This window comes from Musicola keenii, from assembly GCF_014855505.1.
Lineage (GTDB): Bacteria > Pseudomonadota > Gammaproteobacteria > Enterobacterales > Enterobacteriaceae > Musicola > Musicola paradisiaca.
Genome location: NZ_JAAWVW010000005.1, coordinates 104,226 through 119,729, shown reverse-complemented (window position 1 = coordinate 119,729; position 15,504 = coordinate 104,226). Strand labels below are relative to the sequence as shown.

The window sequence follows — 15,504 nt, the reverse complement described above, 5'->3', positions numbered from 1 at the left end:
TTCGCTGCATGTCCACGCTGTTTATTGGCGATCTTCATCTGAGCGAACAGGAGCCGGCGATTACCGCCGGTTTTCTGCGTTTTTTGCAGGAAGAAGCGTCGCACGCCGATGCGCTCTACATTCTTGGCGACTTGTTCGACGCCTGGATCGGTGATGATGATCCCAAAGCGTTGCATGCGACGATCGCTACGGCGCTGCAAGCGCTCGCTCAACAGGGCGTCCCTTGCTACTTTGTCCACGGCAACCGTGACTTTTTGTTAGGAAAGTGTTTTGCCCGCCAGAGCGGAATGACGCTATTGCCGACGGAGACTGTGCTCAATCTCTACGGCCGCCGCACGCTGATCCTGCATGGCGATACACTTTGCACCGACGACGCCGCCTATCAACACTTTCGCCGTAAAGTTCATCATCCGCTGATTCAATGGCTATTTCTGCGCCTGCCGCTCTTTGTTCGGCTACGCATCGCCGCCCGTATGCGCGCCGCCAGCCGGCAAGCGAACCAGACCAAATCCATGGCGATCATGGACGTCAACCCGCACACCGTGTTTGAACGCCTGCGCCACCATCAGGTTGATCGCATGATCCACGGCCATACCCACCGTCCGGCCATTCATGTTCTTCTGCTCGACGGAAAGCACGCCGAGCGTGCAGTGCTGGGCGCCTGGCATCAGGCAGGATCGGCGATTCGCGTCGCACCGGACGGCGACATCACGCTGACCACATTTCCGTACTGAAGGTTTCCCACGTAAACCGGAAATTTCACGCGCCGGCCGTACAGTCAACTTTCCACGGGAAGCCGCATTTCATCGCCACGCAACCGTTTTCCTCCCTTCGGGCTCGTGGTATGCTCTACGCCCTCGCGATCGGCGCTCCGTCGCCGGTCGCTGTGGTATCGATGACCGTTGCACTACCCGCACGACACCCGCACTACGCGCAATCACAGGAGCATTACAGGCATGTCATCCAACGCTGCCCCAGCGAAAATCGCCATTGTCATGGGATCAAAGAGTGACTGGGCCACCATGCAGTTTGCTGCAGAAATCCTCACCACGCTGAACCTTCCCTATCATGTCGAAATCGTTTCCGCGCACCGCACGCCGGACAAACTGTTCAGTTTTGCCGAACAGGCGGAACACAACGGCTTTGATGTGATCATCGCCGGCGCGGGCGGCGCCGCCCACCTACCGGGCATGCTGGCGGCCAAAACATTAGTGCCGGTGCTGGGCGTTCCGGTGCAGAGCGCAGCCTTGAGCGGTGTCGACAGTCTTTATTCCATCGTGCAGATGCCACGCGGCATCCCGGTCGGTACGCTGGCCATCGGCAAAGCCGGTGCCGCCAACGCGGCACTGCTGGCCGCACAAATTCTGGCGCGTCACGACAGCGAACTGGCAGGCCGTTTGGCGGTTTGGCGCCAAACACAGACTGACGAAGTGCTGAACCATCCCGACCCGCGGGAGGAAGCATGAAACCGGTTTGCGTACTGGGTAACGGCCAATTGGGCCGTATGCTGCGTCAGGCGGGCGAACCGCTGGGCATCGCCGTTTATCCGGTGGGGCTGGATGCGGAGCCGGAATCGGTGCCGGTGCATCACAGCGTTATCACCGCTGAAATCGAACGTTGGCCGGAAACCGCGCTCACCCGCGAGCTGGCCCGTCATCCGGCGTTCGTTAATCGCGACATCTTCCCACTGCTGGCGGATCGCTATACCCAGAAGCAGTTGCTGGATGAGCTCGATCTGGCAACCGCGCCCTGGCAGTTACTGGCATCAGATCAGGAATGGCCGGGCGTCTTCGCCCGCTTGGGCGAACTGTCGATCGTCAAACGCCGCACCGGCGGTTACGACGGTCGCGGCCAGTGGCGGATCCGTCCCGGCGAAGAGAATAGTCTGCCGGCCGAGTGCTACGGCGAATGCATCGTCGAACAGGGCATCAACTTTTCCGGTGAAGTTTCGCTGGTGGGCGCGCGCAGCGCGCAGGGCGCATGCGTGTTCTACCCGCTGACCCATAACCTGCATCAGGATGGGATCCTACGCGCCAGCGTTGCTTTGCCGCACCCCGCCCCGCAGTTGCAGCAGCAGGCAGAACAGATGCTGTCCGCCATCATGAACCGCCTCGACTATGTGGGCGTAATGGCGATGGAGTGTTTTATCGTCGGCGACCGTCTGCTGATCAATGAACTGGCGCCGCGGGTACACAACAGCGGCCACTGGACGCAGAACGGTGCCTCCATCAGCCAATTCGAGCTGCACCTACGCGCCATATTGAACTTGCCGCTGCCGATGCCGGAGGTCGACGCACCGTCGGTGATGATCAACCTGATCGGTACCGATGTGAATATCGACTGGTTAGCCTTGCCGCTGCTGCGACTGCACTGGTACGAAAAAGAAGTGCGTCCGGGACGCAAGGTGGGGCATCTCAATTTCAATCACTCAGACCGTTCTCTGCTGTGCCGCACGCTGGCGTCGCTATCACCGCTGCTGCCCAAGGAATACCAATCGGGCTTGGCCTGGGCGCAACAGTGTCTGACTGACTGAGACGGCTTATTACCCCGGTCGTTTCTGCAGGAACGACCGGCATCATCACCGCCACCGTTGCGTATGGCTTAGAGCCTATCCCAGTAGGCGTTATTGGCGCAGCCAGTTTGGACTCGACAGCACACAGAAACCGGAGCGTACGCGGAGTACATGAGGATTTCGAGCACTGCCCAGGGCCAAAGTGGCAAGTGAAATAGCCCTAATGGGATAGGCTCTTAATCCGATAACGTAAACTTATTCAGTCTATGACATTTTTTAGTACCACAGATAAACCAGCGAGGGTATTATTTCCCCACTCGATAAAAAGCATCTTGATATTAATTAGCGCATACGTTAATTATTCGTTATTAACATACAGATGACAGAATAAATTAAGCGTAATCAATATAACGCATCAAAATAGATACCCTTAATTACGGCATATTTAACGCATCAGGATTGATATTTTAATTTTAATGAGATAAAATAAAAATAATTCACCCCCATCCATTTGTGTGATCGCTCCGCTATTATTTAAACCCACCCCGGATATAGAATGCCGCCACAAACAGATTATCCCAAAAACATGATATTTCATGTTTGAACCTGCAAATTAATTCAGTATTGGCATCAAGCCAGTACGGTACTTTTTTATACCTGTGTTCACCAAGGAGACACAACTATGAGCATAGTTCAAGACAGCGGTCAGGCACTTGATCAGGCCTCTGGCTGGCGCAAAAGCGACACCATCTGGATGCTGGGACTTTATGGCACGGCCATTGGCGCAGGCGTGCTGTTTTTACCCATCAACGCGGGCATTGGCGGGCTTATCCCGTTAATTATCATGGCAATTATTGCTTTCCCGATGACCTATTATTCTCACCGCGCATTATGTCGCTTTGTATTATCTGGCAAAAACGGTGGTGAAGATATTACCGAAGTCGTGGAAGAACATTTCGGCGTCGGCGCGGGTAAATTAATCACTTTGCTTTATTTTTTTGCTATTTACCCGATTCTTCTTGTTTATAGTGTCGCCATTACTAATACCGTAGATAGTTTTATTACTCATCAACTTCATTTACCCTCACCGCCACGCGCCATCCTGTCGCTGGTGCTTATTCTTGGGTTAATGTTTGTTGTTCGTTTAGGCGAAGCCATCATTGTTAAAGCAATGAGTGTTCTGGTTTATCCCTTCCTTGCCGTATTAATGATGCTGGCCTGTTATTTAATCCCGCACTGGAATACTGGCGTATTTGAAAATATTTCTCTGAGCAATAGCGTTACCGGTAATGGCCTATTGGCTACTTTGTGGCTGGCGATCCCAGTAATGGTATTTTCATTCAACCACTCGCCGATCATTTCATCCTTCGCGGTCGCTAAACGTCGCGAGTATGGCGACTATGCCGAGAAAAAGTGCTCCCATATTCTGGCCTGTAGCCACACCATGATGGTGTTGACCGTCATGTTCTTTGTGTTCAGTTGCGTACTGGCGTTATCGCCGTCGGATCTGATGGAAGCCAAATCACAGAATATTTCCATCCTGTCTTATCTGGCTAACCACTTTAACAATCCGGTTATGGGCTACATGGCGCCCATCATCGCGACCATTGCGATTTCCAAGTCATTCCTGGGCCATTACCTGGGCGCCAGCGAAGGCTTCAACGGTATGATATTGAAAAGCCTGCGCAGCCGCGGCAAAACGGTCTCTCCGGTTAAACTCAACCGCATCACCGCGCTGTTCATGCTGTTAACCACCTGGCTGGTCGCTACATTGAACCCCAGCATTCTGGGTATGATTGAAACGCTGGGCGGCCCAGTTATCGCTTGTCTGTTGTTCCTGATGCCGATGTACGCCATCCGTCGTGTACCGGCGATGCAGAAATACAGTGGCGCACTCAGCAACCTGTTCATCACCCTGCTGGGTCTGATTGCCATTACCGCCATCATCTACACCCTGTTTGAATAATCCCGGGGCTTCGCGCCGCCCTTGTGCGGCGCTATCCGGTGAGCCGAACGCGCCCTACCGCGCGTCATGCTGCCGGATAGCGCCGACACCGCCCGACACCCCATTGTTATCCCCGGCGCTGGCAGCCACCATCACCAACGCCGTAGTCTGAAAGGAACCCCTTATGGTCAGCGTATTTGATATTTTCAAAATCGGTATCGGCCCTTCCAGTTCGCATACTGTTGGCCCAATGAAAGCTGGCAAAATGTTCACGGACGATCTGGTCAGTCGCGATCTGATGCCATCGGTTGCCGCTATCACGGTGGACGTTTATGGCTCCCTCTCTCTGACTGGCAAAGGGCACCATACCGATATCGCCATCATTATGGGCCTGGCGGGTAATCTACCGGATACTGTTGATATCGATGCTATCCCCGCCTTTATCCAACAAGTTCAACACACTCAGCGTTTGCCGCTGTTGCATGGGCAATATGAGGTCAGTTTCCCGCTGAACAGCGCACTGCGTTTTCAGCCGGAAAATCTGCCGCTGCATGAAAATGGCATGACTATCAACGCGCTCAACGATCAGCAAGAGGTGCTATACAGCAAGACCTACTACTCCATCGGCGGCGGCTTCGTCGTGGATCAGGAAAGTTTCGGCAAGCCGTCGGTTCAGGAAGAAAGCGCCCCTTGGCCGTTCTATTCCGCCCGACAGCTATTGCAACATTGCCATGACAATTGCCTGTCGCTGTCTGCCGTGGTGATGAAAAACGAAATCGCCATGCATAGCCGCGAAGCGCTGGAAAGTTACTTTGCCAGCGTCTGGCAAACCATGCAGAACGGTATCCATCGCGGCATGAATACCGAAGGCGTACTGCCGGGGCCGTTGCGCGTACCGCGCCGCGCCTCTGCCCTGCACCGTCTGCTGTTCATCAACGGTCGTTACTCCAGCGATCCGATGGACGCGATGGACTGGGTCAATATGTTCGCGATGGCAGTATCTGAAGAAAACGCCGCGGGCGGGCGGGTAGTCACTGCCCCGACCAACGGTGCCTGCGGCATTATTCCCGCCGTACTGGCCTACTACGACCGCTTTATTCAGCCGGTAACACCGGAAACCAGCTTACGTTATTTTCTGGCGGCGGGCGCTATTGGCATCCTGTTCAAGATGAATGCCTCCATCTCTGGTGCGGAGGTCGGGTGTCAGGGGGAAGTCGGCGTCGCCTGCTCGATGGCCGCCGCAGGGTTGGCTGAACTGTTGGGCGCCAATCCGGAACAGGTGTGCATCGCTGCGGAAATTGGTATGGAACATAACCTGGGGTTGACCTGCGACCCGGTCGCCGGCCAAGTGCAGGTTCCCTGCATCGAACGCAATGCCATCGCTGCAGTGAAAGCGATTAATGCCGCACGCATGGCGATTCGCCGCGCCAGCGAACCCCGCGTATCGCTGGATAAAGTGATTGAAACCATGTACGAAACCGGTAAAGACATGAACGCCAAGTACCGTGAAACCTCGCGCGGCGGCCTGGCTATCAAAGTGGTGCAGTGTGAATAAACGTTGATCGGGTCATCGTCCGCGCGGGATAGGCGTTGGATGTCGGATATGGATGCGCGACACGCCCGACGCGGACAATAGCAACCTGGACAATAGCCACTCGAACCATGGCAATCACACTATAGAAAAAGGGCTGATGCAGACGCATCGGCCCTTTTTACCGGTTACTGATTACTGATTACTGATTACTGATTACTGACGCTATCGACGGTTATCTGGTTATCCACTACCGCTGACGCTTCGGAAAAGCACCGCCCATCTTACCGCTCTCGCCAGCGTCTCACAGGTACCATCAGGGTTATCCGTTACCGCTAGTGCTTAAAAAGCCCCACGTGTTTTACCGCTACCGCCGACATCCCACACAAAGCGCACCTGTCACCAGCCATCGGCAAGTCAGACGTTCTTTTTTTCGCCACTCGGCCAGGACCAGATCAGGTTGTTTTCCGCCGCCGAGACATACCAATCCAGCGCGCTGCTGGCTGTCGCCGCCTTGGGTACGCTAGCGTCGACTGGCATAGCGCCGGCCGGGAAGGCTGCATTTTTCTTGCGAATACGCATCGGCGTTTTCGACTGTTCGCCGTTCACCTGCGCATTGAAGGTTTCCACGCTGGCATCAAATAAGACACCTTCCAGCTGATGCAGCCGATTCAGGCCGCGCAGAATGGACAACAGGCTGCTCAACGTGATGGATTCGCCCATTTCGGCGCGTTTGATGGTGGCGATGCCCAGCCCGGCTCGCTCGGCTAAATCGACCTGCGATAATCGTTGCTGGATACGTGCATCTTTTATTCGTCGGCAAAGCTCGGTGATGATGTCACCTTCGCTCATGGTGCTGAATCTCATAATGCTATTGGCCGCCCCGCTGTTAAAGTGCGCATATTCTACCATTGCACCGATAAATGGCGGAGGCGGGCCGGCAACAAAACGCCGGATTCTCGACGCAGGTCAATTTTTCATAAGAAAAAGATATGACTATTCACCCAAAACGCCCGGTGATGTAGTCTTCGGTACGCCGTTCGGACGGCGCGGTGAATAACGCATCGGTGTGGTTATATTCGATAATGCGCCCCTGATGGAGAAAGGCGGTGTAATCCGATACTCGTGCCGCCTGTTGCATATTATGCGTCACCAGCACCAGCGTAAACCGCTGCTTCAGCGCCCCGATCAGTTCTTCAATCACCAGCGTAGAAATCGGATCCAGCGCCGATGTCGGCTCGTCCAGCAACAGAATCTCCGGCTCGATGGCGATCGCCCGAGCGATCACTAAACGCTGTTGCTGGCCGCTGGAGAGAGTCAGTGCGTTATCGCTCAGGCGGTCTTTCACCTCATGCCACAATGCCGCCGCTCGCAATGCGCTCTCCACGGCGTCATCCAGCACACGGCGCGTCTTCACGCCTTGCAGCCGCAGGCCGTAGATCACATTGTCGTAAATGGACTTCGGAAACGGGTTCGGCCGCTGAAACACCATACCGACACGGCGACGCAGCCTCGGTACATCCACCGCGGGATCGTTGATCTTCATATCCTGCAGATAGATATCGCCTTCAATCCGGCAATTATCCAGCAGATCGTTCATGCGGTTGAAGCAACGCAACAATGTCGATTTACCGCAACCGGAAGGGCCAATCAGCGCAGTAACGCGATGTTTCGGAATACGCAGCGAGATATCGCACAGCGCTTGTGTGCCGCCGTAATACAGGCTGAGGTGATCCACCGACAACGCCGTCTGCTCATCGCTAAGTTGCTGAACATCCATCAAGGGTAGCGATTCCGACTGTTTGAATATGCCCATCCATTTACTCCCGTTACTCACAGCGACATCGCCCGGTATTTTTCGCGCAGCACATGGCGGATGCCAATCGCCGACAGGTTCAACGCCACCACAATCAGTACCAGCAGCAGCGCCGTGGCGTACACCAGCGGGCGCGCCGCCTCCACATCCGGGCTTTGAAACGCCAGATCGTAAATCTGGAATCCCAGATGCATGAATTTCCGCTCCAGGTGCAGATAAGGGAACAGGTCGTCCACCGGCAACGCCGGCACCGATTTCACCACCCCCACCAGCATCAGGGGCGCGGTTTCACCGGCGGCACGCGCCACCGCCAGAATCAACCCGGTCATCATCGCCGGCACCGCCATCGGCAGCACCACATGCCACAGCGTTTCCGCGCGTGTCGCCCCCAACGCCAGCGACCCATGACGAATCGACGCTGGGATGCGTGATAACCCCTCCTCCGTCGCCACGATCACCACCGGCAATGTCAACAGTGCCAACGTCAGCGACGCCCATAACAATCCTGGCGTACCCAATGTCGGGTTGGGCAACGATGCGCTGTAAAACAGTGAATCCAGCGTTCCGCCGACCAGATAGACGAAGAAGCCCAGCCCAAATACGCCATAGACGATGGAAGGCACCCCCGCCAGGTTCGCCACGGCGATCCGCACCCAGCGCGTTAAACCATTATTATCAGCATATTCATGTAGATATACTGCCGCCACCACCCCCAGAGGCATCACGATGATCGACATCAGAATCACCATCAGGATGGTGCCGAAAATGGCGGGGAACAGTTGGCCCGGCCCGCTGTTATCCGGCGAGAAACGGGCCATCATCGATACCAGCGTCTGCCAGGCGTGCGCCACTTTCTGCACGGTGGTCATGGTGTTCGGGTACCATGCCGCCTCAATCAACTTCACCGGGATCTCATGCTTCCGGCCATCGGCGTCTCGCAGGAGCAACGTCGTGCGATTAATTTCACTGTTAAGGCTGACCAGTTGCTGGTTCAACTCATCAAACTGACGCTCCAGCTCGATACGCTCCGCCCGCAGCCGCGCCTGGGTACGGCTATCCAACCGGTTTTCCTGCAGGCGCTTACGCTCGTCCAACCGCAACGACTCGAACTGCTGGTTGATTCTGACCATGCTTTTCAACCGAATGTCCTGCGCACGCCCCATCAACACCTGCACTTGCGCAATACGTTGTTGCAGCGCAGTCGCCGGATTTTCCGCCACCAACGGCTGACCATCCTCCGTCATGCCGTCCAGATAGCCATACGCCATCCCGTTGACGGTACGGCGCAACGCCAGCAATGCCGCAGCACGCTCCCTTTGCGCGATATCGGTGGACAACAACGTCTGGAAACTCTGCCCGTACACTTCCCGCATACCGGTTTTCACCAGATAACGGCTGACCGTCTCCTGCGACGGCAGCGTGATGCCGGACGCTTTCCGCTGCTGCAGCGAAAGCGGCTGCTCACTGTACAGTTCGCCAATTAACTGACGCGGGCTGCCCTGCCGATCGTTGTAACTGAAAGCCCACAGCGGCTGCGGCCAGAGATAACGGGCGCTCTGACCAGCCAACAGGATAAACACCGCCGCCAGCGCGATCAGACTAAAGCTGATGGAAGACGCCGTCAGCCAGATCCACGGCGTGCCGCCGCCAAACCAGCGTTTCATGCCTGCTCTCCCTCATCGCGATAACGCCGACGCAGACGTTGGCGAATTGTCTCCGCCAACGTGTTGACAACAAAAGTAAAAATGAATAACGCCAACGCCGCGAAAAACAGCACCCGGTAATGGCCGCTCGCCATCGCCGCCTCAGGCATCTCGATAGCAATATTCGCCGCCAGCGAACGCAGCCCCTGCAACAGGCTGTTATCCATCACCGGCGTGTTGCCCGTCGCCATCAATACAATCATCGTTTCGCCGACTGCACGGCCGAAACTCAGCATCAACGCGGCAAAAATCCCGGAGCTGGCCGAAGGCAAAATCACGCGCCACAACGTCTGCCAAGCGGTCGCCCCCAATGCCAGCGAGCCCTGGCTCAACGCAGCGGGGACACTGAATAGCGCGTCCTCCGCCAGCGAAAAAATCAGCGGGATCAGGGCAAAACCCAACGCTACGCCAGCGACCAGCGCGTTACGCTGGCTGAACCCGTCGCCCAACCATTGCCAAAGCGGTTGCCCCAGCAACGCCATCTCCAGCCGTGGCCCCAACCAGCAGGCCGTCGCCAGCATCAGCAACATGGCGGGGATCAGCAACATGGCATCCCACCCCGTCGGCAAGCGCCTGCGCCAACACGCCGGCAAACGATCCAACCACCAGCCGCACGCCAGCACCGCCAGTGTCCACAGCACCGGCAACAGCAGTAATGAAGCCAGATAATCGGCCATCTGCGGCGCCAGCCAGAGCGCCGCGATAAGCCCGATCACTACGGTAGGCAACGCGCCCATGATTTCCATTGTCGGTTTTACCCAACGCCGCAACGTCGGTGCCATAAAACAAGCGGTATAGACGGCGGCAGCCAGCGCCAGCGGCGTGGCGAACAGCATGGCGTAAAACGCCGCTTTGAGCGTCCCCGCCAGTAAAGGCGTCAGGCTGAATTTGGCTTGATAACTGTCATCCGCCGCCGTTGGCTGCCAGACATAATCAGGGTGGGGATAGTTCTCGTACCAGAGCTTTTGCCAAAGCCCGCGCCAGCCGATATCCGGGTACGCATTATCCAACTGATAGGTATGCCAACCCTGAGGCGACTCAATCAACAATGCTCGCCCATGCAGCGAAAATGCCGCCAACGTCGCCGACGATGCCAGTTGTGCAGTCAGCAATGCGCCCGGCTGTTTACTGGCGAATAACGAAAACGCCCCCGCGGGGGTCAGGGTGGCAAACACCCGACGACGGGGTTCGACAATCAGGCGGAATGGTGGTTCGGCCACCGGAAAATGACGTGCCGCAGTGAGCCGCATGCCGTTCTCCGTCGGGGTATCAAACCACTGGCTGAGAACGCCATTGGCGTCATTGATCAACAGCGAATGCCCACCAGCCAGCAAGGAGAGCGAAAAAGGCGCCGTGCCGGGAAGCACCAGGGTTTCACGTATACTTAGCATCGAACCGCGCCATTCCCACACCGTTAACCGACGTTCAGACAAGGTATACAGTTGTTGCCCATCCGGCGCGAGCAACAGTTGCCCGACAACATCGTCCAATGCAATTCGCCCGCCCGGCGTCATACCCGCCGCCCCCGGCAAATACCATCGCAACTGGTTATCCTGCGTCACCACGGCAAGGCGCGGGCCGTCGTCTCCATGGGCAATCGCTAATAATCGCAATGGCGCGGCATCGCCATCTAACGTCAACGGCCTGGAGCCCAGGGGGAACCGCCATTGTGGCGTCGCGCCTGCGGGCTGCGACATATCAGGTTGCACGATGCTCACTGAACCATCGGGATGCCCCAGCGCCAGCAACGGCCGTTCATCAATGCTGCTGGCCGTCAAAACCACCTCGGGCATAAGAGGAAGACGTGCGGTGCGTTGGCCGCGCGTCAGCGAAATCCATTCGCCGTTTCCATGACGATCAAGACGAAAACCAGTTTGACCATCATCGCTGATGCCGAGCGCTACCGCCGGTTCCCGGTCGTCGAATGTCACTTCCTGTACTGCATGGATTGAGGGCGGGAAGAACAACGGAATCACTACATACAGCAGATAGAAAAAAATCAACAGCAGCGCCAGCAACACCAGCCAACCGCTTCCCACCACGATCCGGTGGGTCAGGCGATCAATCAACGCCCGCCGTTTGTCCCGATACGGTAATCTGCCTGTGTCTGCCATCGCTGTCGTCGTCAATCCTGCCGGTTCATTTGAAATCGGTAGCCAATACGGTCTGGCGCCCGAAACGACATTCGGCCCGCCGGATGATTTGGCTTACTATCACCATAAATGGGGTACATATGTTGCCTTTACCCCTGGAATATGACAATGGTAAGTCTGCCCGTACATTCGCTTTTATCGTCATGTGCACGCCACAATGCGGGTAGATAGTAGCTGCACTTTATTAAAAATAGTGTAACGGAGTGACAATGAGTCAGGACAAACTCTATATAGACAAAGAGTTGAGCTGGTTATCTTTCAATGAACGTGTACTGCAGGAAGCCGCAGATAAAAGCAACCCGCTGATCGAACGTATGCGTTTTCTGGGCATCTACTCCAGCAACCTGGATGAATTCTACAAAGTCCGTTTTGCCGACCTCAAACGCCGCATCCTGATCAATGAAGAACAAGGCTCCGACAGTGGATTGCGCCATCTGTTGAATAAAATACAGGAACGAGTGCTAAGAACCGACCAGCTGTTCGACAACCTTTACAACGAACTGCTGCTGGAAATGGCTCGCAACCAGATTTTTCTCGTTAATGAGCGGCAGGTTTCCCCCAGCCAGCAAATCTGGCTGCGTGAGTATTTCCGTCAGTACCTGCGCCCGCTGATTACCCCGATCTTGCTGTTGCCGGAGACCAATCTGGTCGAGTTTCTCAAAGATGACTACACCTATCTGGCCGTAGAAATTATCCGCGGCGACAAAACCGATTACGCACTGCTGGAAATCCCTTCAGACAAGATAGCGCGCTTCGTCGATCTGCCATCAGAAGCACCGCGCCGTCGCAAGACAATGATATTAATAGATAATATCCTTCGTTACTGTTTGGATGACATCTTCAGGGGCTTTTTTGACTTCGATTCGCTGAACGCCTATTCGATGAAGATGACTCGTGACGCCGAATACGATCTGGTCACGGAAATGGAGTCCAGCCTGCTGGAGCTGATGTCATCCAGCCTGAAACAGCGTCTGACCGCCAAGCCGGTGCGCTTCGTCTATCAGCGTGATATGCCGGACGCCATGGTGCGTTGTCTGCTCGGTAAGTTGGGGATTTCGTCCTACGATTCGGTCATTCCCGGCGGGCGTTATCATAACTTCAAGGATTTCATCGGGTTTCCCAATGTCGGCCGCGCCAATCTGGTGAACAAGCCACTGCCGCGCCTGCGTCACGACGGATTCAGCCGCTTCCGCAACGGGTTCGAGGCCATTCGGCAGCGCGATATACTGCTCTACTACCCTTACCATACTTTCGAGCACGTACTGGAACTGCTGCGTCAGGCATCCTTTGACCCTAACGTGTTGTCCATCCGCATCAATATCTATCGTGTGGCCAAGGACTCCCGCATCATCAACTCGATGATTCACGCCGCCCATAACGGCAAAAAAGTCACTGTCGTCGTTGAACTGCAAGCGCGTTTCGATGAAGAAGCCAATATCCATTGGGCCAAACGGCTGACTGAAGCCGGCGTGCATGTGATTTTTTCTGTCCCTGGGCTGAAAATCCATGCCAAGTTGTTTCTGATCTCCCGCAAAGAGGGGGATAACATCGTACGTTATGCGCATATCGGCACCGGGAACTTCAACGAGAAAACTGCCCGGCTCTATACCGACTATTCACTGCTTACTGCCGATGAACGCATCACCAATGAAGTTCGCCGGGTATTCAATTTCATTGAGAACCCCTATCGTCCGGTCAGTTTCGACTACCTGCTGGTTTCCCCGCAAAACTCCCGCGATCGCCTCTATCAGCTGATTGATGGTGAAATCGCCCATGCGACGGCGGGCAGAGAGGCGGGGATTACGTTGAAGGTCAATAACCTGGTGGACAAGGGATTAGCCGAGCGGCTGTATATGGCCTCTGCGGCTGGCGTCAAGGTAAACCTGCTGGTGCGCGGGATGTGCTCCCTGATTCCAGAATTGCCGGGGATCAGCGATAATATCCGAGTCGTCAGTATTGTTGACCGTTTTCTGGAGCATGATCGTGTCTATGTGTTCCATAACGGCGGCGATCAGAAGGTGTTCCTCTCCTCTGCTGACTGGATGACCCGTAATATTGATTACCGTATTGAGGTCGCGGTGGAAGTGCTGGATCACACTCTCAAGGAACGGGTGCTGAACATACTGGAGATCCTGTTCAGCGATACGGTAAAAGCCCGCGTAGTCGACAAGGAACAGAGCAATTGCTATGTCGCCCGCGGTAACCGGCGCAAAGTACGCGCCCAGTATGCCATCTATGACTATATCAAGGCGCTTGAGCAACACGGAGAACAGGCCTGACCCCATGCCGTTAACGAATTACACTACCGAACAACCGCAGGAATTCGCCGCCATCGACCTCGGCTCCAACAGCTTTCACATGGTGGTCGCCCGCGTGGTCAACGGCGCGCTTCAGGTGCTTGGACGCCTGAAGCAGCGCGTCCATTTGGCCGACGGCCTCGACAGTGCCAACCGACTCAGCGAGGAATCCATCCAGCGCGGTTTGAGTTGTCTGGCGCTGTTTGCCGAACGACTGCAGGGATTCCCAGCCACCAACGTTTCCATCGTCGGCACCCATGCGTTGCGTCAGGCTGTCAACGCTCAGGATTTTCTCAAACGCGCGGCCAGAATCATGCCCTATCCCATTGAAATCATTTCCGGTCATGAAGAGGCCCGTCTGATTTTCATGGGTGTCGAACATACCCAGCCGGAGAAGGGCCGCAAGCTGGTTATCGACATCGGCGGCGGCTCTACAGAGCTGGTAATCGGTGAAGATTTCGAACCCATTCTGGTGGAAAGTCGCCGTATGGGGTGCGTCAGCTTCGCCCAACAGTTTTTTCCCAACGGCGAAATCAGCGAAGCGAATTTCCGCCGAGCCCGCCTTGCGGCGGCACAAAAACTGGAAACGCTGGCATGGGAATATCGTATTTATAGTTGGGACTACGCGCTCGGCGCATCCGGCACCATCAAGGCGACCCATGAGATTTTGGTAGCGATGGGCGAGAAAGACGGCCTGATCACGCCGGATAGACTGGAGATGCTGAAGGATCGCATCCTACAGTTCAAAAATTTCCGAGCGCTTAGCCTGCCGGGGCTGACGGAAGACCGCCAGACGGTTTTGGTTCCCGGTTTATCTATCTTGTGCGGCGTGTTCGACGCGCTGGCCATCAAGGAACTGAGGCTTTCCGACGGCGCGCTGCGCGAAGGCGTACTGTATGAGATGGAAGGACGTTTTCGCCATCAGGATATCCGTATCCGCACGGCGCAAAGCCTGGCCGGCCACTACAATATCGACCGCGAGCAGGCCCGGCGCGTAAGGGAAACCGCCGAACTGCTCTACGCCCAGTGGGCGCAGCAGAACCCATCGTTAGTGAATCCGCAGCTTGAGGCGCTGCTGAAATGGTCAGCCATGCTTCATGAAGTTGGGTTGGGCATCAACCATAGCGGCATGCATCGTCACTCCGCTTATATTTTGCAGAATACCAACCTGCCGGGATTCAATCAGGAGCAGCAGTTGTTGCTGGCGCTGATGGTGCGTCTACACCGTAAGGCCATCCGGCTTGAGGAACTACCGCGGCTTAATCTTTTCAAGAAAAAGCAGTACCTGCCGATGGTGCAACTGCTGCGGCTGGCAACGTTGCTGAACAATCAGCGGCAGGCGACGACCACGCCCAAAACACTGCAGCTTATCGCAACCGAAAGCGCCTGGACGCTGATTTTCCCCCAAGGTTTTTTCAGCCAGAATATGCTGGTTCAGCTCGATCTTGAGCGGGAGCAACAGTATTGGCAGGAAGTCAGTGGCTGGAAACTACTGCTCGAAGAAGAAAAAAACTGACGGATTGACCACTCTCACGGGCGGGCGTCTC

At 55.7% G+C, this 15,504-nt stretch carries 11 protein-coding genes; 7 read left to right on the top strand and 4 right to left on the bottom strand.

The features are described 5' to 3' along the window. Positions 1-8 precede the first annotated feature (8 nt). From lpxH to HEP82_RS06965, 5 genes are all read left to right on the top strand, one after another. Positions 9-734, top strand: a complete 726-nt coding sequence (lpxH, locus tag HEP82_RS06985) for a UDP-2,3-diacylglucosamine diphosphatase (RefSeq protein WP_192457426.1) — start codon at positions 9-11, stop codon at positions 732-734. A 222-nt stretch (positions 735-956) separates the two neighbouring features. Then, the gene (gene purE, locus HEP82_RS06980) at positions 957-1,466 is read left to right on the top strand and encodes a 5-(carboxyamino)imidazole ribonucleotide mutase (protein WP_192457425.1); all 510 of its coding nucleotides are present in this window, start codon (positions 957-959) and stop codon (positions 1,464-1,466) included. After that, positions 1,463-2,533, top strand: coding sequence for a 5-(carboxyamino)imidazole ribonucleotide synthase (gene purK / locus HEP82_RS06975; protein WP_192457424.1), 1,071 nt, complete (start codon positions 1,463-1,465; stop codon positions 2,531-2,533). The genes purE and purK overlap by 4 nt, the downstream gene beginning before the upstream one ends. A gap of 661 nt (positions 2,534-3,194) precedes the next feature. Continuing rightward, positions 3,195-4,478: an HAAAP family serine/threonine permease gene (locus HEP82_RS06970; RefSeq protein WP_192457423.1), complete on the top strand. Its 1,284-nt coding sequence runs from the start codon at positions 3,195-3,197 to the stop codon at positions 4,476-4,478. 163 nt (positions 4,479-4,641) lie between these two features. Then, entirely contained in the window at positions 4,642-6,012 is a 1,371-nt protein-coding gene (locus HEP82_RS06965) for an L-serine ammonia-lyase (protein ID WP_192457422.1), read from the top strand. 393 nt (positions 6,013-6,405) lie between these two features. Here the strand turns inward: HEP82_RS06965 and HEP82_RS06960 are convergent, their stop codons facing one another. From HEP82_RS06960 to HEP82_RS06945, 4 genes are all read right to left on the bottom strand, one after another. Beyond that, entirely contained in the window at positions 6,406-6,855 is a 450-nt protein-coding gene (locus tag HEP82_RS06960) for a helix-turn-helix domain-containing protein (RefSeq protein ID WP_192457421.1), read from the bottom strand. Positions 6,856-6,988: 133 nt separating this feature from the next. Continuing rightward, positions 6,989-7,804 carry a phosphate ABC transporter ATP-binding protein PstB gene (gene pstB, locus HEP82_RS06955; RefSeq protein ID WP_192457420.1) on the bottom strand — a complete coding sequence of 272 codons (816 nt, stop codon included), beginning with the start codon at positions 7,802-7,804 and terminating at the stop codon, positions 6,989-6,991. Positions 7,805-7,821: 17 nt separating this feature from the next. Further along, a complete protein-coding gene (gene pstA / locus HEP82_RS06950) occupies positions 7,822-9,468 on the bottom strand; it encodes a phosphate ABC transporter permease PstA (RefSeq protein ID WP_192457419.1) in 1,647 nt (548 codons plus the stop codon). Then, on the bottom strand, positions 9,465-11,621 hold the full coding sequence (locus HEP82_RS06945; protein ID WP_192457418.1) for an ABC transporter permease subunit: 2,157 nt from the start codon (positions 11,619-11,621) through the stop codon (positions 9,465-9,467). The genes pstA and HEP82_RS06945 overlap by 4 nt, the downstream gene beginning before the upstream one ends. 248 nt (positions 11,622-11,869) lie before the next feature. Between HEP82_RS06945 and ppk1 the strand changes: the two genes are divergently transcribed. Together ppk1 and ppx are read left to right on the top strand one after the other, a co-directional pair. Further along, positions 11,870-13,939 (top strand): polyphosphate kinase 1, encoded by a 2,070-nt coding sequence (ppk1, locus tag HEP82_RS06940; protein WP_192457417.1) that lies wholly within the window; start codon positions 11,870-11,872, stop codon positions 13,937-13,939. A gap of 4 nt (positions 13,940-13,943) precedes the next feature. Beyond that, entirely contained in the window at positions 13,944-15,473 is a 1,530-nt protein-coding gene (gene ppx / locus HEP82_RS06935; RefSeq protein ID WP_192457416.1) for an exopolyphosphatase, read from the top strand. Positions 15,474-15,504: the final 31 nt, after the last annotated feature.